The sequence below is a fragment of the Arthrobacter sp. NPDC055138 genome (assembly GCF_053607305.1).
Genome location: NZ_JBSGTH010000001.1, coordinates 1,029,542 through 1,046,604 on the forward strand (window position 1 = coordinate 1,029,542; position 17,063 = coordinate 1,046,604).

A 17,063-nucleotide genomic window follows, 5' to 3' on the forward strand; every position below is an offset into this window, starting at 1 on the left:
GCCTTGATGCCGCAAAGCTGTAACCCCACTTGGGCCACCGGGGTCATTCGGGGTCAGGCGCCTAGGGCCTTCGGGGATCTAGTGCGACGTCAAGCCGGCGGTTGCGGCACGGGCCTTGGGGGCTCTCTTCCGGGCGACAACCATGTCGGCAGTCAGGATGGCCAGCGAGAGCCAGACCAGGCTGAACCCGATCCAGCGTTCCAGCGGCATGGGCTCGTGCAGGAAGACGAGGGCGGTGATGAACTGCAGGATCGGGGCCAGATACTGCAGCATGCCGACCGTGCTCAGCGGCAACCGGCGGGCGGCGGCGCCGAAGAACAAGAGCGGCAGGGCCGTGATCAGGCCGCTGGCCGCCATCAGCCAGAAGTGGCCGGCGCCTTCGGAGAGCAGGGTTGCCTGGCTGCCGGCCAACAGGATGAGCATGATCACCACGGAGACCGGGGCCAGTACCAGTGTTTCCACGCTGAGGCTGGTCACGGCATCGACGCGTCCGCCCACGCGGTTCTTGACCAGGCCGTAGAACCCGAAGCTGAGGGCCAGGATCAGGGCGATCCAGGGCACGTTGCCGTAGCCGAACGCCAGCACCAGCACAGCGATGAAGGCTACGCCCATTGCCACCCACTGCGCCGGGCGCAGCCGTTCCTTGAGCAGGATGACGCCTAGCAGCACGGAAACGAGCGGGTTGATGAAGTACCCCAGGGAGGCTTCGATGGCCTGGTTATTGAGCACCGCGAATGTGTAGGTGAACCAGTTGACCGCAATGAGCCCGGCGGCCAGGGACAGGGTTCCGAAGATGCGCCAGTTGGTAAGCGCTGCCCGGAAGCTGCGCCAGCCGCGCAGCGCCGTGATCAACAGGAAGCAGAACAGCAGCGACCAGACAATCCGGTTGGCCACGATCTCCAGGGGACCGGCCGGTATCAGCGCGGTGAAGTACAGCGGGAGGGTGCCCCAGAGGCCGTAGGCGGCGAGCCCGTACGCGATGCCGGCGCCGGTCTCGCTGGGGCGGCCGCCCTGCTTGCGGAAACGGCCGGTCCCGCGGCGGGCGCGAGCCTCGGCAGCCACAGCGGCAGGGGCAGAAGGCTGGGAGGAGGCACCGCCGTCGTTCATTGACACGCTGGGACAACCTCCGGTCACGTGGTTCTATTCCGCTGGGTTCTCTGCCAACGGTATCCCGAAGCGACCGCCGCGGTCAGAACTTTCCGCCGGCCAGCTTTCCAAGCAGTTCGGTGAACTCGTCGAGCGGATGTTGGCGCCCGCCGGACGGGTCGCGGTGGTAGGTGACGGCGAGGGACTGAAGGGGCGGAACACCCACCAGCCGGGCGCGCTCGCCGGCTGCGGCCAGGGCCTGCTGCGGGCCGACCAGCTGCAGCGCCTCCGGCCCGAAGAACGAGCAAGCCGGGACGCTGACGCCGGTGAAGCGGGCGGGAAACGCCAGCTGGTCCAGCAGCATGGTGTGGCCGGCCAAAGCGGTGCGGGCGTGGGCGCGGTGCATGGCCGAGCCGAAGGAGGCCAGTTCGTCCTCGGTCAGCGGGTCCACCGACTCGCAGAACAGCTCCACGGACTCGTGCACGCCGGTAGAGGATCGGGTCACGGTCAGCACGCCGATGGAGGGCACCTCGGTGCCGGGGCGGGGCCGGCCGACTACGATGATGTTGCTGGTCATCGGCGCGTTCTCGTAGCAGTAGCGGGTCAGTTCGGCGGTGTCCCACGGCTCGCTGACCGGCTCGTGGATGCCCCAGCCGGCCGGCTCGGAACCGGTGAGCTCACGGAACAGGGCCGCGGTGGACGCGCCAATCCGGGTGGATTCGCTGGCCGGGTGCAGGATCTCGCCGCGGCCCTGGACCACGCCGTCGGATCCGGCCGGGGCCTGCAGGTAGTCCGGTGCGAGCTGTTCCTCGGCGGCGAAGACGTCGCCGTTCCAGCGGTACTGCTGGCCGGTGAAGCCGTTGTAGAACGTGCCATCGGCCGCGCTGGCCATCCAGATGCAGCCCGCGCGCTGCAGCAGCTGGTACAGCGGCAGGGTCAGTTTGCTGGCGCTGGGGGTCATCACCACGAACTGGCGCTCGGATTCGCGCGCGGCCACGTACGCGCGGGTGAGGGCGGGGGAGAGGAAGGCCAGCGGCTTGTCCTGGAAGACGACGGCGGTGCGGTCGGTGTGGAAATCGAAGGCCGAGGCGTGCATGGTCATCCCTGTTCTCCGGATCCGGGCAGTTGGTGGCCCACGACGGCGCCGCGGCAGCGAACGGCGATGTTCTGTGCCAGCCGGTAGCCCAGCGATTCACCATCCGGGATGCCGTTGCGGATGGTGATCTCCTGCCACCACAGGTCCTGATGCTCCGCGGCGGCGAAGTCCGGGTCGTCGGAGAAGACGGACGGGATCGGCGCACCTTCGACGGCATCCACGCTGGCGCCGGCCAGCAGTCGGGAGACCTCGCCGGGCACCCGGATCAGGCGGGGAAGCTCGACGGCGAACATGGTGGTGCCGTTGCCGTCCTCCACTTCCAGCAGGGTGCTCTCCGCGGCCTGCCGGACGTACTCCTGCGGGACCACGGCCAGCAGCGAGACCATGACCACGTCCTGGTTCGGCTCGTCGAGGGCGACGACGGTGACGGTGTTAGACATCGGCAGTTGCCTCCATCGGGGTCCACAGGGTCTGCACGGTCTGCACCGGGCCGCCGGAGCGGACCAGCAGGCCGCGGCCGGGCGGCAGCCGGCGGGCCCGCACGTTGTTCAGCAGGCCGCCCTCGGAACGGTCGCCGGAGAGGATCAGGCCTGTGCTGCCCGAGTCGCGCAGCGCGGCAAAGAACTGCTCGTACATGCCGCGGCCGGCACCGCGCACGCGGCGGGTGAGGATCACGTTCAGCTGTAGTTCCGGGCCCATCGGCAGGTACTCGATCAGCGACCGCAGCGGCCCGGCGCCGCCGGCGGTGAGGATGTCGTAGTCATCGGCCAGCAGCACGATCCGCGGGATGCTGTCCGGCTCGCCGATGCTGTCCTGCATGGCGTCGCCGCCGGCGGACCGCTTGGAGAGCTCGGAGGCGATGGCGTTGGCCAGCGGTTCGGCCTGCGCGGCGCTGGGGGCGTAGCCGCCCAAATAGGCGTCCGGCACCACGTCGGCCAGCGCCCGGCGCGGATCGAAGACCGCGAAGACCAGGTCCCGGGACGGATACTGGGCCACCAGCGAGGAGACCAGCGAGCGGACCACGTTGGTCTTGCCTGACTGCTCGTCGCCCATCACGATCAGGTGGTGTTCGCCGCGGACCACATCCAGCATTTCCGGGCCCAGATCGGTCTCGCGCAGGCCCAGCGGCAGCAAGCCCGGCAGCGGCGGAACCTCGATCCCGGCGGCTTCCACCAGCTGCGGCAGGATGCGAACCCGCATGGCGCGGGCGTCGGTGGAGGCGGCGACGGCGGCCACCATGTCCCGGGTGCCCTGGGTGGCGGTGTCCGCGTCGGCCACGCCGTCGATGCGCGGCAGCGCGAAGTGGCCGAACAGCTTGGCATCGGTCAGCGCCCGGCCGGGCCGGTCCGCGGGCATGGTCTCGGCGAGCTTGCGGCCGTAGGAAGAGTCCGCCGGGTCGGCCAGCCGCAGCTCGATCTTGGTACCGAAGAAGGACTGCTGGGCCAGCCGGATCTCGTTCTGCCGGTTGGCGGTGGTCACCACGTGGATGCCGTAGCCGCCGCCGCGGGCAATCAAGGCGTGCACGGCGGGTTCGATGTCCTCGAACTCGTCGGTGAGCAGGCCGTAGCCGTCCAGCACCAGCACGATGTCGGCGCTGGGCAGCTCCGGAATCCGGCCCTGGGCGCAGAGTTTGCGCAGCGTGGCCAGCGAGTCCACCTGGTATTTCTCGAAGACGTTCTCGCGCACGGTCAGCATGGCGAGGAGTTCCTCCACCGTCCGGCGGACCACCTCGCGGTTGGTACGCACGGCCACCCCGCCAACGTGCGGCAGGCCCTCCAGCGGGATCAGCGAGTTCCCCATCAGGTCCACACAGTAGATGCCTACTTCCTGCGGGCTGTGAGTCATGGCCAGCGAGGCCGCGATGGTGCGCAGCGCGGTGCTCTTGCCCGACTGCGGGCCGCCGATGATGGCCACGTTGCCGCCGGACTTTAGGTCCAACTCCCAGACGCCCTGCCACTGCTTGGCCGGATCGTCCAGCAGGCCTACCGGGATCTTCAGCGACCCTCCGCTGGTCAGCCGGATGCCCTGGCTGGTGCTGGTCACCGAACCGGCGGCGGTATCCAGTGCCACCGCGGCCGGCAGCGGCGGAAGCCAGATCGGATCAATTGCACGCGGGAACCGGGCCAGGGTGTCCATTAGCGTGGACATCACGGTGGGGCCCGTGGTCCGCTTGGACGCGCCGGTACGGGCCGGCTTGCCTGCGGAGAGGGCGCCGTCGTTCGCCTTCGCCAGGCTTGCCGCGTAGGTGGGCATCGGCAGCACCAGGGGGCCGTCGTCGTCGGCGGTTTCCTGCGCCTCCTGGACTTGGACGTCTTCCAGCGGGCCGGACACGTAGCCGGCCTTGAACCGGGTGTAGACGGTGGTGTCCACCTTCAGGTAGCCGAAGCCGGGAACCGGCGGCAAATGGAAGGCATCCGGGGTGTCCAGCACGGTGCGTGACTCGGACTCCGAAAGCGTGCGCAGGCCGATCCGGTAGGACAGGTAGGTTTCCAGCCCGCGCAGCTTGCCGGCTTCGATCCGCTGGCTGCTCAGCAGCAGGTGCACGCCGATGGACCGGCCGATCCGGCCGATGGACAGGAACAGGTCGATAAAATCCGGCCGGGCGGTGAGCAGCTCACCGAACTCGTCGATGATCACCACCAGGTGCGGCAGCGGGTCCATCGCCTCGCCGCGGGCCAGCCGTTCCTGGCGGTGCAGCTGGTAGTCGGTGATGTTGGCGATGTTGCCGGCGGCCTTGAGCACTTCCTGCCGGCGGACCACCTCGCCGTTGAGGCTGGAGTAGATGCGTTCGATCAGGCTGGCGTCGTCGGCCAGGTTGGTGATCACGCCGGAGACCTGCGGCGCGTCGGCGAACGGCGCGAAGGTGGCGCCGCCCTTGAAGTCCACCAGCACCATGGACAGCAACTCCGGCGGATGCGTGGCCAGCAAGCCCAGCACCAGCGACCGCAGCATTTCCGATTTGCCGGAACCGGTGGCGCCGACGCAGAGCCCGTGCGGGCCCATGCCGAACTGCGCCGACTCCTTCAGGTCCAGCAGGGCGGGCCGGCCGCGGTCGTCCGGCCCCAGCGGGATGCGCAGGAAGTCCACCTCGCTGCGCGGTTTCCAGAGCCGCATGATGTCCGCTTCGTCCAGTGCCGGGCTGAGGCCCAGCATTTCCAGGAAGCTGTCCGAACCGGCGGCGGTGTTGTGTTCCAGCGAGTCCGCGGAAAGCCGCATCGGCGCCAGCTCGCGGGCCAGCGCCTCGGCGGTGGCCACGGCCAGGCCGTCCAAGGTGCCGCGTTCTTCGACCGGTTCCACCGGATCCTGGCGATAGTTCTGGATCAGGAAACCCGCGTCCGACGGCGGGGCGTCAGCTTCCGCTGCTGCGTCGCCAGCCGCGCGGCCCGGCCGGGCGCCGGCACCGGCCTGGCTGCGTTCGGCCTGCGCGCGGTAGCTGCGGGAGCCTGCCGGGCCGCGGTCCGCAGCGGCGCCGTCCTGGCTGACGCGCACGCTGACTTCGCCGGGTTCCTGTCCGCGGTCGGCCACCAGATACACCACGGTGATGCCCAGCTGGGCCAGCCCGGCGTGCCGGTCCGGCAGCACCAGGTCTTCCGGCAAGGTGCCGTAGCAGTCGGCCAACACCAGCAGCCGGGGGAGGTGCTGACTGGCGCCCTTGAGGTTCTTGGACGATTCGGCCGCCACCACGGCGCGGCGGTTCAGCTCGTCGGCCAGAACGGCGCCGAGTTCGTCCACGGAGCGCGCCACCCGGCGCACCGGGCCGGTGGCATGGGTCTGCTTCTGGTCGGCCAGATGCGGCAGCCACAGGGTCCAGTCCCAGTCGCGCAGCCGGTCTTCGCGGGCCGCGAGGCCCACCTGCAGGTCTTCCGGCGAGTGGAAGGCACAGGCCTCGATGAGCAGGTTCCGGGCAGCGTTGAGCACGAACTCGCGGGAACCAATGATGCTGACATTGCCGGCCGAGTCCAGCGGCAGGGTCAGTGGCAGGTCCGGCGACCTTTCGTACCGCCGCTGCAGGATTCGCACCTCGTTGTCCATGAAGGTGTCGCGCTGCGCGGTGGCGGGGCCCTGTTCGTTCACGGTGATCTGCCGGCTGATCCGCTCGCCGGAGCCGATCCGGACCTGCAGGAAGTCTTCGTTGCCGCGGCGCCGTTCCCACAGCCGCCGGCTGTTGCGGACGATGTCGAAGAGGGCGGTGGGTTCCGGGTTGCTGGTGCGGGCTGTGGTGATGGTCCGCTGCTCGTCGGTGCGCAGCGTCGCCCGCGATTCCTCCAGATACTCCAGATAGCGGTCGCGTTCCTCGGCCCGGGTGCGGGCCGCCCGGCCGCGCTGGCCCAGCATCATGATGATGGATGCCACCACGGTGACGATCATGGCGATGGCGCCGACGGCGGCCAGACTGTTGCCGCGGAAGAGCATCATCACGGTCATGGACAGGCCGGCGCCCAGCAGCGGAATCAGCGCCATGGCGTTCATCCGGCCGGACTTCTCCGCCATCGGCGGCGGTGCTTCCAAGCTGAACGGGGCAGCCTCGCGGGCCGGTGCGGTGGTGCGGGCCGGCCGGTGGATGATCTTCACGCTCATCGGCCGGTGTGCTCCATCGCCAGGGCCAAGGCGGTGGAGGCCAGCTCCGCCGCCTGCAGCCGGACGGCGCGGGACATCAGTCCGGGTTCGAACTCCACGCCGCTGGCCAGATGCCGGTCGTAGCCCAACGGCAGCACGGCGAGTCCGTCCCGGGCCAGCGCCTTGGCTTCCGACATCGGGTCCAGCGGTGCCTTCGCATCGGTCTGGGTCAGCACGACCAGCAGCCCGGTGCCGGCCAGTTCCGGGGTGGCGGCCCAGGCCGCGGCTGTCCGACGCACGTCCTGGACCCCGGCCACCGATGCGGGGGCAACCAGCACAGCCAACTGGGCGGCACCGATGGCCCAGTTGGTGTCCGGATTCTCGCCCGGCCCGGTGGCGCAGTCGTAGACCGCCACCGGGCAGTACCGGGAGATGCTCTGGCCGGCCGCAGACAGCGCCGCGCTTCCGGCATAGCCGCCGAGCGCCCGCTCACCGGCCACCCACAGGTTGGCGCCGGCGGAAGCCAGCTGCCGGCGCAGCTCGTCGGCACTGGCAGCAGGTACCTGCTGGAGCACGGCCGCGGCCTCGTCGATGGCCGGCGCATCCGGCACGCCCAGGCGCAGCGCCAGGGTGCCGCCCGCGGGGGCCAGGTCCACGGCGGCAATGGTGTCCTGCCGGGCCGCGGCATAGAGCGAGGCCAGCAGCGCCGCCGTCGTGGTCTTGCCGGCGCCGCCCCGGCTGCCGATCACGGCCAGCCGGCGCCCGGTGCTCACCGCGGCCTGCGCCCCGGCGGTGGCGGCGACCAGCCGCTGCGGGTAGTCGTCGGAGGACACCAGGCCCTTCGCGGCGCGCGCGGTGCGGACCAGCCACGGCTCGCCCGGGCGGCTGCGCAGCCGGCGGCGGCGCTGTTCGGCATCGGACTCGAACGGTCCGGCTGCCACCGGTCCGGCAGCCGGTGCCGGTGAGCTCCACGGATCGGCCGCTGCCGCCGCACCCGCGCGGCCAGCCCCCGACGGGGCACCCGGCGGCACGCTGCCCGGATGGGCGTGGCCCGCGGTGAGATGGCCGGTGGCGGCCTGTTCCCGGGCAATCAAGTCCCTGCGCGAAATCGGTTCCATAGAGTCGGTCCCAGCCTGAGTCAGTCGAAGGTGGTCAGCAGCGATGCGAAGACGCCGAACAGGCCGATGACCAGCGGGACCGAGGCCAGGATGGCCAGCGTCTCGAACCGGTTGGCCAGCAGGCGCAGTTTCGCGGCGGAATGGTCCGGCAGCGTCACGGTCAGCGAAATCACGACGGCGACGGCCAGCGCCAACAGGCCGGCCGCCACCAGCCAGCCCTGCGCAGGGGCGAAGGCCAACACCGACCGGGCCAGCGCCAGCGTGCCCACTGCCGCGGCCAGGTAGAGCGCAATCCGGTCCGGCGCCAGTGGGAAGGCGCGCGCCCGCAGCCCGGTGGCCAGGGCCAGGCAGCCGACCAGCGGCATGGTCCAGGCTTGCCCGGCCGTGTCCGTGCCCAGGATCCACAAGCCGGCGGCCACCGAGACCGCCACCAGCGCGGTGGCGAGGCTGAGCCCGCGGTGCGCGGAGCCGATCGCCACATGCACGTCCGTGCGTCCGATCCGGCCGCCCTTGGCCCGGCGGTCGTCCAACGTGGCCAGGCCGGAGACGGACAGGGCGATCTGCGGCAGCAGGCCCAGGGTGGCGCAGCTGAGCAGTGCTGCCACGCTGGCGGCCTGCACCGGAGTGCTGAACAAGGCCAACGACGCGGCCCAGAAAAGAGTGAGCAGGGCCAACAGCCCGGCGGCGGACATCAACGCCCGCGGGCGCTGCGAGATCAGGCCCGCGCAGACCAGCACCACGGCGCTCACCGCCGCGGCCAGCAGCACATGCGTCCCGGGACCGGCCGGAAGCCGCAGCACGCCGCCCACGGCCAGCAGCCAGCCGGTGCCCACCAGCAGCGGGCCCAGCACGGTGGCTGTTGCCCGGCCCAGATAGATGCCCGTGCCCAGCAGCACCGCGGCCAGGCCGAAAAAGACCGAGGCCGCCAGGCCGGTGGCTGCGCCGTCGAGCAGCAAGTGCACGCCCAGGTACAGTCCCGCGGCAGCGAAGACGGCCCCCGTGGCCCGGCGGACCTTCTCCGTCCAGCGGCCGCCGATGTCGTCGGTCTGCTCCACCACGGCGTCGGTGATGTCGTACACCACGGGCGCGGGCGGCGCCTCGGACACGTTCACCAGCCGCAGCATGGCGCCGTCGGCGATCCCGGCGTCGCTGAGCGAGGCGTCCTCGCGCACCGGGTCACCGGCCGGAGTGATCAGCGTCTTGACCGAGACGGCGGACGTCGGCTGGTCGTCCAGCAGCTCCAGGATCTGGGGCAGCAGCAGGCCGGCAGGGGTCTGCGAAGGCAGCAGCACATCAACGTGGCGCTGCGGCCCGGCCACGGTGACGCGGGTAAAGGTTTCGGCCATGGTCAGGCGGCTCCTGAATGGGGGGTATGCGTGAGACGGAAACCGCCGCCGCCGTCGTCGTCCGCTAAATCACCAGTGATCTGGAGGACGACGGCGGATTGGGTGCGCTGCTGCTGTTGCTCCCGCAGGTCTTCGAGCAAGTTGGTCACAAACGAATAGCCGACGCAGACTGCAGCAATCACCGCGGCCATGGCCACGCTGAAGAAGAAAGTGCGCACGCTGGACTTCCACCGCCGTTGCAACGGGTTGTTGCCGTACAGCAGGGCGGTGGCCAGACGGGTCCGCCGGACAGCCACGGACTCGATGAGCTGATTGTCGTAATCGTGTGCCATCCCTCTCCTCCCAAGCGGTGCGAAATACGGTGTGTCGCTTCTCGAGCTTATCGCTCCAATTGATGGACAAACTCGCTGCTGTCCCGCGCAGGATGGGGAGATGTACCCATTAACGCCGATTGACGCAGGCATGGGCCAGCGCGTTCCATGGTAAAGGCGGGGAACCGCCTCACGACAACCGGCCGGGCGGCAACCCGGCATTCGGCGGACGGGCCATGCCCGCCGGGACAGCGGCAGCTACAGCCCCGATGGGGCACGGAGGTGGAGCAATGAGCGGCAACCAGTTCATCAAAATGGAGAAGAGCGCGTTCGTCGACGCCGGCAAGGCCAGCGCGGCGGCCGACACCGAGCTGCAGGCACTGATGAAGGAACTCGAGGCCGTCCCGGAGCCGATGCGCAGCAACACGGCCGGTGATTTCTGGGAGAAGTTCAAGGGCATCATGGGCCGGGCCAACATGGTGGCTTCGGGACTGCAGAAGTCGCTGGTTTCCATCCAGCAGGGCCAGTCCGAGGTCAACACCACCATGCAGCAGGGCGAGCAGCAGCAGGCCGACGACGCCGACGCCACCGAGGGCAAGGCAGCCTGGGACGACGCCGTCTTCCGCAACCGCGGCTAGCGCTCCCGCCGCGTGAAGCGGCAACCGGCCGGCAGCAGCGGCCAACAGACGCACGCACCGATCAGAGACTTTCCGGCCAAGGCCGGGCATGAGGGAGGAAACATCATGGCAGACCAGAATTCATTCGCCTTTTCCGACGGCGGAGCATCGCAGGCCCAGGACAACCTGAACCTGGTGAAGAAGAAGCTCAACGCGCTGGTGGAGACCCGCAAGAAGGACGCCGCGGACCTGCAGGCAAAGTTCCAGGCCACCGACATCGCCGAGCAGTACGACCGTGTGGAGCAGGCATGGGCCGACGCCGGTATAGCTTTCGCGGGCATCATGGCCGATGTGCACAAGCTGCTGGAAGACGCCAAGAGCACCGCTGGCAGCACCATCAAGACCGCCGGCGGAAAGATCGCCAACATCTAACACCGCCCGCAGAACCAGGGCGCAGTCAACATCCAGGGGCACAGGGCAACATCTAGTACGGAAGGCGGACAGCAGTGGCACTCGACGGCTGGGATATCGACCCCACCAGGGTCCAGGCGATCGTCAGCACCGCCAGCGGTCGGACGGAGGGCTTCGAGAAGGACTTCCCGGCGCTCGGCACGGAATTGTCCGAGATGGCCACCGCCTCCAAATCCGGCCCGGTGATGGAAGCGCTGAACGGCTGGGCGGAGAAAACGGTCCAGCCGGGCCTGGAGAGTGTCGGCGGACGCCTGCAGACCACGTTCCAAGGGACCATGGACGCGGTCAACGCGTATGTTCTAGGCGATGCCAGGATGGCCGGCGACGCGCAGGACCTGATCGGCACGCTGCCGGAGGAGGAGCAGGCCGCGCGCCCGCACAGCCCGTACGGCCCGGTTCCGCAAGCACTCTGAAGCGGGGAACGCTGGAAGCCGGAGTGTCCGGCCACCACCTGCCGAAAGCTCCCACCACTGCACGTTGCTCGAACCACTACACGTCTCTCGCACCACAGCTCGCACCACATAAGGGGAATTCATGACGGCCTGGGATCCGTATGCCGAGGCATACCCGCCGCGGCCCGACGCCGAACTTCTGCGCACCCACGCCAGGGCGCTGGATAAGACGGCCGAGGGCATTGTCGACGCCGTCGAGCTGATCGAGAGCGACTGGAGCGGGCTGGAAGCGGTCTACAAGTCGCCGGAAGCACCCCAAGTCTATGTTGCGGTCAAACCGGTCAAGACCACCGCCGAGGAGATCAAGGCCGACACCGCCGCCATCAAATCGGCCATCGAAACGTTTGCCGACTGGGCCGACACCTTCAAGGCCCGCTATGACGCGCTGGTGGTCCGTTGGCACGGCATACGTTCGCGGATCGCCAGCGAAGGCGACGACTGGCGCAAGGAAGAGGACCTGGTCAACGACGACAACCAGCTCCTCAAGGACGCCAATGCACTGGCGGCAGAGCACATGGCGGCCGAACGCGCATGCCACAATGCCATCACCGCGCTGTACGGCGGCATCACCCTGGTCGAGAACACGCAGGATGGCCCGGGCACCGGCCAGCAAGCCTACGGTTACTCGGCCGAACAGCTGGATTCCGCCACCGGGGAAGGCCACATCCCGTGGGGCAAGCCCACGGAGTGGGACAAGCCCTGGTACCGGGATGCCTGGGACGGAGTGGTGTCCTTTGGCAAAGGCGTCTGGAGCGGCATTACCGGCACGGTGACCGGCCTGTGGAACATGGTCAACTTCACCGACGGGGAAACCTTTGCGGCCACTTGGAAGGGCATCGGCCAAATCGCCCTGAACGTTGCCATCGTCTCCAGCCCGATCACGGCAGTGGTGGCCGAGAAGATCGGCGGACCGGGCACGGTCAAGAAGGCCGGCGAGGAACTGCTCGCCGTGGGCAAGGCAGCCATCCACTGGGACGACTGGCAGCGCGATCCGGCCTACGCCGCCGGCGCCACGGCGTTCGATCTCTCCGCCATCCTGCTCACCGCCGGCGGCGGAGCTGCCGCGAAGGTCGGTGGCGTGGCCAACAAGGTCACGGCCGTCAGCAGGGCCGGCGGCGTGGCCTCCAAGGTGCTGGACTTCTCGGGCCTGACCAAGACGGCGGGCGTCACCACGCGGGCCCTCGACTTTTCCAGCAACCTCAAGTTCACCGCCATCGACGTCACCACCAGCGGCTTCAGGACGGTCAGCAACACCGTCCGCCCGTACGTCAGCACCGCCGGACACACCATCACCGACGGGCTCAGACATGCTTCCACCGGCCTGCGCACCGGGTTGGATAACCTCACGACGTCGGTGCGCACCAGCGCTGACAACTTCGCCAATGCGCTCGGCGGCCCGCGTGTGGCTACCGCCGGCGGCGGCTTCACCACGCCGCACCGGTTCGACGTGGAGATGCCCTCCAGCCGGAACTCCAACAGCACCATGAACTTCGACGCCGACGGACCCAAGCCGCCCTCCGGCCAGTCCGGCTACACCCTCCCGGACCGCTCCGCACCGCCGCAGTACGGCCAGCGGATCGAAACCCCGGAGACCAACGCCGGACGGGGTTCCACGCCGGAAACCGAGGCGCCGCGGAACACCCGGGAAACCGAGGCTCCGCGGAATACCCCGGAAACCGAGGCACCGCGGAACACCCCGGAAACCGAGGCTCCGCGGAATACCCCGGAAACCGAGGCTCCGCGGAATACCCCGGACGCCGAAGCGCCGCACCAGACTCCGGATGCCGAAGCTCCCCAGACGGCACGGGAGCCGGACAACGCGCAGACCACTCCCGATAGCGAGGGTGCCGCCGCGGAGGGGGCACACGAGCCCGAAGTCATCGTCCGCCGTGACGAGTCGGGCCAGCCGACTGAAGTCATCATCGATGGCGAGACCCACACGGTGTCGACCCGCTCCGACCAGATCGCCCAGCTCCCGCGTTCCACTACGCCCGCCAACTGGGCTGATGCAGAATCAGTCCTGCAACGGCACCTTCCGGAAAGCGACCTCGCCCGCCTCGACGACCTGCGCGGGCCAGACGGCAAGCTCCCGGACGACGTCATCGACCAGCAGTTGGCCGGCCTGGTCGAACGCGAGTTCGGCGAACCGAGCGGGCTCTGGTCCGCACCGCCGCAGAATGCTAGCGCCGTCGAACATGCCTTGGCCCCGTTCACCAACCGCTACTACTACGACCTGACCGACAACCAGGCGGCGCTCATCCACGATCTGCGTCATGCGATGGGAACCGGCGATAGGAACACGCTTTACCAGAAGGTCATGTCGGTAGAAGATGCCGCCCATGTCCTCGCGGGTACGGACGGCTTTCCCGGTACCATTGGCGGATTCGTGAGTCAGGCGGCTGATACCGCTGGTTTGAAGTCCGTAGATGACATCGTTCAAGGCCTAAGGCTCGATTACTGGTTGGGAGATGACGCTACCCGTCATGTGGCCTTTAAGGCAGGGGAAGTCAATGACATCGTTGCCATCCGGTTCAAGACCGAGACGCCGCAAAAGATCGAGATACCGGACTTGTCGAACCGCAGCCGGGTCGATGAACTCCGTTATGACCGATCGGCCGCAGAGCGCACCAATGCCCCGGAGCGGCCGGAGGACGTAGAACGGACTAAAGCCGAGGTCGCGAATGCCCACGGTGACGATATCAAGCCGGACGAAGCTGCCTGGCCCAACACCGGTCACGGCTTCACCAGCAGCCGGGTCCACAAGTCCCCGGTAGTACCCGAACTCAAGGTGAATCAAGGCACCGCTCTTGATCCGGGCGCGGAAATGTGGCGGATTAACAAGGCGGGACAAGAGGTTCTGATCGGGAGATTCGACGGAGAACGTTGGATTAGGGTGTAACCATGTGGCTTCGCGATGGAACTCCGTTGGACGGTATCTACGGAATGTGGAAGGGGCAGATGGTGGAACTCCAGCGACGAACCCCCTACGAGGGGAAACTGACGATCATTCAGGACGGCGGAGATAAGCCTGCGCCGGAGTGGTCCACACTGGAGTTTCCGAATCGGTTTGGCCGGACGCCTATCCGGCACTATCTTAAGGTTCCCGAATCCGAGGTATCCGATCTCCATGAGATCGTCGCTACGGGATATGTCCCGCTCACCAATAGCACGGGCCACGATATCCAAGCCCATGTGCGAATCATCGCGCAGGACGAAGAAGGGCTGTTGGCAGTTGAGACCATGCCGCGCGAATCCCGCATCCACTGGGATGCGCTCATCCGGGAATATAGCTTTGAAGAATATGACCGCAGTTGGGTCTACGGCTGGATTCCGGGGACGGCGCTGACGGACTTCAAGTCGGAAAGAGTGGAGCTGGCAGTTTGACCCGAACGATCCTGCAGAAAGCTGTTAGTCCGGCCCTGGGCCGCAGCTATCTGGCCAACTCCGCGGACACGGTCGCCGGCTACGTGCTGCGGGCAGCGGACGCCGTCGGGGCACGGACCCCCGAACTGCTGTTTGACGCCCACAGACTGGGATTTTCAGGGTCTCCGTGGCAGCGGGATGCGGAAACTATCGACGTGCTCCGGTTCCAGGCACCGGTCGGGAACTACCTGCACGACGCGCTTGCTCCGGAGTTTGTGGACCGTGAGCCGTTTACCGGAACCGGATTCACGTCCTGGGACGGTGGGCAGGCGCCGTTGTTCTACCTCGATGAAACGCGTTTGCCGGCCGGAGCGGAACTCTGGCGCATCGGCCGGGACGGAGCGGAGGATCTGCTCGCGGTTTATGTCGATGTAGCCCGGGGCTGGGCGGTGGTCGCCGCTGAGGTGAAGGTGGAGCCGAAGCCCGTACCGCCGTCGTCGTTGCTGGGCTGGCGTGCCGCTTGGCGCGGGGCAGAATTCGTTGCCGACGTGGTCGGCGACGGCGACATGGTCGTGCTCTCATCACCCGGCGAGCCTCCGGCGGAGGTCTCGGGTTTCGAGAAGACCCCGAGAGGGGTCTGGCGGGCGAAGGTTCCGCTGCCGGACATCACCGACATGTACGAACTGAACGTCTCCTGCACCTTCAACGGGCTTCCTTTCCGGGTCCTCGATTCCGCTATGGATGGCGGCCGGCGCCTCTTCAGGCTCTCCTATACCGGTCACAACGCCGATTTTGCCGAGGGTATGCAGCTCGATAAGGCCGATGCCGGTGTGTACCGGGCCATTGTTGCCGAAGACGATGTGCAGGATCTGCAGTTCGTGCAGAACCGGTTGGCAGGCCTGCCGGGCGCCACCCGCTGAGTGTCAAGTGCGCTTGCGATGCAAGGCTGCGTCTTGGTGCTTAGGAGAGGAAAACCGGATTGGAACTGGGATTATGTGGCGCAAAGACGGTTCGAAACTAAGTGGTACTTATGGGACTTGGCATGGGCGTGAATGGGAGCTGTGGAGCTCCGCCAACGATCGCGGAAACCTGACCTTGGTCCAGGACGGCGGCGTGCAACCCGGGCCGGACTGGAAACGCTTGGACTTTCCCAACAGGTTCGCCCGTACGCCGGTCCGATTCTACAAGGATGTCGAAGCAGCCTCTGTCTCCGAGGTCCATTCCGTTCGGGCAACGGCCAGACTCGAAGGAGTTCTGGTTGAGCTTCTGGCCGAGGGTGACGCGGGGAGGATGGCGGTACAAACGTTGGGTCAGGTACCGCCGAACTTCATGGACCGGTTCGTGGACGAATTCGGGTTCGAGCGCTATGGGAACGCGTTCGTTTTCGGATCGGTCCCCCCGCATGCCCTTGCCGACATCTCTATCGAACGCACCGAGGTATCGGAATGAGTCCTGCTCGACTCCCTGAGCGTCCGCTCATATCAAGGTCGCCGCGGGACTCAGTAAAAGCATGGTGCAACGCATGTGGATGAGTGACGGAACCAAGCTTTCAGGATCGTACGGTACCTGGCGGGGCGAGGAGTTCGAACTGGACAGCACCCGGCCGCTCAGGGGGAAGCTCGTCCTGATCCAGGATGGAGGCGACAGTCCGGGGCCGGAGTGGGCTGAGCATCATTTTCCGAACCGGTTTGCCCGCACCCCGGTTCGCTTCCGACGCATCGTAGACGCGAACGAAGTTTCGGACTTACATTCCATTCGTGCCACGGCCAAGCTGGATCGGGTGTCGGTCGAACTGCTGGCGGAGGAAGACGAAGGGCGCCTCGCTGTGCAGACTTTGGGCGGGGCCGCGCCGAACTTCATGAACGGGTTCGTGGAGGAATTCGGGTTTGAGCGCTACGAGAATGCCTTTGTTTTCGGATGGGTTCCCCGGCACGCCCTCGTCGATATCACCATCGAGCGCACAGAGCGTGATGGATGACTGTCCGACAAGCAGGTTGTCCGGGCCGGGAAGGGTCAAGGCCTTGTGGATGCCTGATGGAACGAAACTGACTGGCTATTACGGTACGTGGCGGAACCGCGAACTGGAACTGCGCTCACCGGTCTCATCCACAGGCGAGTACACCCTTATTCAGGACGGGGGAGACCGGCTCGGGCCCGAATGGAAGCGGGACACCTTTCCGAACAGGTTCGCTCGTACTCCAGTGCGCTATCGTTTCCGCGTTCCGGAAGCCGAAGTCTCCGATGTACACGGGATCCTGACCACCGGCTACGTCCCGCTGCACGACTCAACTGGCCACGATATCCAGGTATACGTGCGCGTCATCGCGCAGGACGATCAGGGCCGCCTAGCGGTCGAGACAGAACCCCATGAACCGCGTCACCATTGGGATGCGCTGATCCGGGAATACGGTTTCGAAGAATACGACCGTTCGTGGGTTTTCGGCTGGGTTCCCCAGAATGCGCTGACTGACATCAAAGTCGAACGAATAGAACGATCGTCGTGACTTCGAAAGTCCGAGGTCGGGCCACCGGAGGCAACACCGCGGTGCTCGCGTCGGCCGGGGACCCCCGGCGGACGTGTCGGGTTTCGAGAAGACCCTGCGGGAGCCGGGCGGGCGAAGGTTCCTCTGGCGGACGTCATCGACC

General features: G+C 67.5%; 16 protein-coding genes. 9 read left to right on the forward strand and 7 right to left on the reverse strand.

All coding sequences use genetic code 11. From position 1 onward, the window contains the following. Window positions 1–78: 78 nt before the first annotated feature. The 7 genes from rarD to ACWF5H_RS04995 all read right to left on the reverse strand — a co-directional run bounded on the left by rarD (window position 79) and on the right by ACWF5H_RS04995 (window position 9,535). Window positions 79–1,107 carry an EamA family transporter RarD gene (gene rarD / locus ACWF5H_RS04965; RefSeq protein WP_452035362.1) on the reverse strand — a complete coding sequence of 343 codons (1,029 nt, stop codon included), beginning with the start codon at window positions 1,105–1,107 and terminating at the stop codon, window positions 79–81. A gap of 82 nt (window positions 1,108–1,189) precedes the next feature. Beyond that, on the reverse strand, window positions 1,190–2,188 hold the full coding sequence (locus ACWF5H_RS04970) for a DUF6177 family protein (protein ID WP_452035212.1): 999 nt from the start codon (window positions 2,186–2,188) through the stop codon (window positions 1,190–1,192). After that, the gene (locus tag ACWF5H_RS04975; RefSeq protein ID WP_452035214.1) at window positions 2,185–2,622 is read right to left on the reverse strand and encodes a hypothetical protein; all 438 of its coding nucleotides are present in this window, start codon (window positions 2,620–2,622) and stop codon (window positions 2,185–2,187) included. Before ACWF5H_RS04975 ends, ACWF5H_RS04970 begins: the two co-directional genes overlap by 4 nt. Then, entirely contained in the window at window positions 2,615–6,760 is a 4,146-nt protein-coding gene (gene eccCa, locus ACWF5H_RS04980; RefSeq protein WP_452035216.1) for a type VII secretion protein EccCa, read from the reverse strand. The genes ACWF5H_RS04975 and eccCa overlap by 8 nt, the downstream gene beginning before the upstream one ends. Continuing rightward, window positions 6,757–7,857, reverse strand: coding sequence for a nucleotide-binding protein (locus ACWF5H_RS04985; protein ID WP_452035218.1), 1,101 nt, complete (start codon window positions 7,855–7,857; stop codon window positions 6,757–6,759). The genes eccCa and ACWF5H_RS04985 overlap by 4 nt, the downstream gene beginning before the upstream one ends. 20 nt (window positions 7,858–7,877) lie before the next feature. After that, window positions 7,878–9,203 carry a type VII secretion integral membrane protein EccD gene (eccD, locus tag ACWF5H_RS04990; protein ID WP_452035219.1) on the reverse strand — a complete coding sequence of 442 codons (1,326 nt, stop codon included), beginning with the start codon at window positions 9,201–9,203 and terminating at the stop codon, window positions 7,878–7,880. 2 nt (window positions 9,204–9,205) lie between these two features. Next, window positions 9,206–9,535, reverse strand: coding sequence for a hypothetical protein (locus ACWF5H_RS04995; RefSeq protein ID WP_452035220.1), 330 nt, complete (start codon window positions 9,533–9,535; stop codon window positions 9,206–9,208). Between the two features lie 269 nt (window positions 9,536–9,804). On the opposite strand from ACWF5H_RS04995, the gene ACWF5H_RS05000 reads away from it, so the two are divergent. From ACWF5H_RS05000 to ACWF5H_RS05040, 9 genes are all read left to right on the forward strand, one after another. Beyond that, a complete protein-coding gene (locus tag ACWF5H_RS05000; RefSeq protein ID WP_364643998.1) occupies window positions 9,805–10,152 on the forward strand; it encodes a hypothetical protein in 348 nt (115 codons plus the stop codon). 105 nt (window positions 10,153–10,257) lie between these two features. Beyond that, a complete protein-coding gene (locus tag ACWF5H_RS05005; RefSeq protein WP_452035221.1) occupies window positions 10,258–10,563 on the forward strand; it encodes a hypothetical protein in 306 nt (101 codons plus the stop codon). Between the two features lie 74 nt (window positions 10,564–10,637). Beyond that, window positions 10,638–11,015 carry a DUF6507 family protein gene (locus ACWF5H_RS05010; RefSeq protein WP_452035223.1) on the forward strand — a complete coding sequence of 126 codons (378 nt, stop codon included), beginning with the start codon at window positions 10,638–10,640 and terminating at the stop codon, window positions 11,013–11,015. Between the two features lie 121 nt (window positions 11,016–11,136). Beyond that, window positions 11,137–13,953 (forward strand): hypothetical protein, encoded by a 2,817-nt coding sequence (locus ACWF5H_RS05015; RefSeq protein ID WP_452035224.1) that lies wholly within the window; start codon window positions 11,137–11,139, stop codon window positions 13,951–13,953. A gap of 2 nt (window positions 13,954–13,955) precedes the next feature. Continuing rightward, window positions 13,956–14,438 (forward strand): hypothetical protein, encoded by a 483-nt coding sequence (locus ACWF5H_RS05020; RefSeq protein ID WP_452035225.1) that lies wholly within the window; start codon window positions 13,956–13,958, stop codon window positions 14,436–14,438. Then, window positions 14,435–15,337, forward strand: a complete 903-nt coding sequence (locus ACWF5H_RS05025) for a hypothetical protein (protein WP_452035227.1) — start codon at window positions 14,435–14,437, stop codon at window positions 15,335–15,337. Before ACWF5H_RS05020 ends, ACWF5H_RS05025 begins: the two co-directional genes overlap by 4 nt. A gap of 370 nt (window positions 15,338–15,707) precedes the next feature. Then, on the forward strand, window positions 15,708–15,866 hold the full coding sequence (locus tag ACWF5H_RS05030) for a hypothetical protein (RefSeq protein WP_452035229.1): 159 nt from the start codon (window positions 15,708–15,710) through the stop codon (window positions 15,864–15,866). A 79-nt stretch (window positions 15,867–15,945) separates the two neighbouring features. Continuing rightward, window positions 15,946–16,395, forward strand: coding sequence for a hypothetical protein (locus tag ACWF5H_RS05035; RefSeq protein ID WP_452035231.1), 450 nt, complete (start codon window positions 15,946–15,948; stop codon window positions 16,393–16,395). 49 nt (window positions 16,396–16,444) lie between these two features. Then, complete coding sequence (locus ACWF5H_RS05040) at window positions 16,445–16,921, forward strand: hypothetical protein (RefSeq protein WP_452035233.1); 477 nt, start codon at window positions 16,445–16,447, stop codon at window positions 16,919–16,921. The last annotated feature ends 142 nt before the right edge of the window (window positions 16,922–17,063 follow it).

Coding starts and splice junctions, on each gene's coding strand:
- rarD (WP_452035362.1), bottom strand. CDS start 1,107: ATGAACGACGGCGGTGCCTCCTCCCAGCCTTCTGCCCCTGCCGCTGTG.
- ACWF5H_RS04970 (WP_452035212.1), bottom strand. CDS start 2,188: ATGACCATGCACGCCTCGGCCTTCGATTTCCACACCGACCGCACCGCC.
- ACWF5H_RS04975 (WP_452035214.1), bottom strand. CDS start 2,622: ATGTCTAACACCGTCACCGTCGTCGCCCTCGACGAGCCGAACCAGGAC.
- eccCa (WP_452035216.1), bottom strand. CDS start 6,760: ATGAGCGTGAAGATCATCCACCGGCCGGCCCGCACCACCGCACCGGCC.
- ACWF5H_RS04985 (WP_452035218.1), bottom strand. CDS start 7,857: ATGGAACCGATTTCGCGCAGGGACTTGATTGCCCGGGAACAGGCCGCC.
- eccD (WP_452035219.1), bottom strand. CDS start 9,203: ATGGCCGAAACCTTTACCCGCGTCACCGTGGCCGGGCCGCAGCGCCAC.
- ACWF5H_RS04995 (WP_452035220.1), bottom strand. CDS start 9,535: ATGGCACACGATTACGACAATCAGCTCATCGAGTCCGTGGCTGTCCGG.
- ACWF5H_RS05000 (WP_364643998.1), top strand. CDS start 9,805: ATGAGCGGCAACCAGTTCATCAAAATGGAGAAGAGCGCGTTCGTCGAC.
- ACWF5H_RS05005 (WP_452035221.1), top strand. CDS start 10,258: ATGGCAGACCAGAATTCATTCGCCTTTTCCGACGGCGGAGCATCGCAG.
- ACWF5H_RS05015 (WP_452035224.1), top strand. CDS start 11,137: ATGACGGCCTGGGATCCGTATGCCGAGGCATACCCGCCGCGGCCCGAC.
- ACWF5H_RS05020 (WP_452035225.1), top strand. CDS start 13,956: ATGTGGCTTCGCGATGGAACTCCGTTGGACGGTATCTACGGAATGTGG.
- ACWF5H_RS05030 (WP_452035229.1), top strand. CDS start 15,708: ATGGCGGTACAAACGTTGGGTCAGGTACCGCCGAACTTCATGGACCGG.
- ACWF5H_RS05035 (WP_452035231.1), top strand. CDS start 15,946: ATGAGTGACGGAACCAAGCTTTCAGGATCGTACGGTACCTGGCGGGGC.
- ACWF5H_RS05040 (WP_452035233.1), top strand. CDS start 16,445: ATGCCTGATGGAACGAAACTGACTGGCTATTACGGTACGTGGCGGAAC.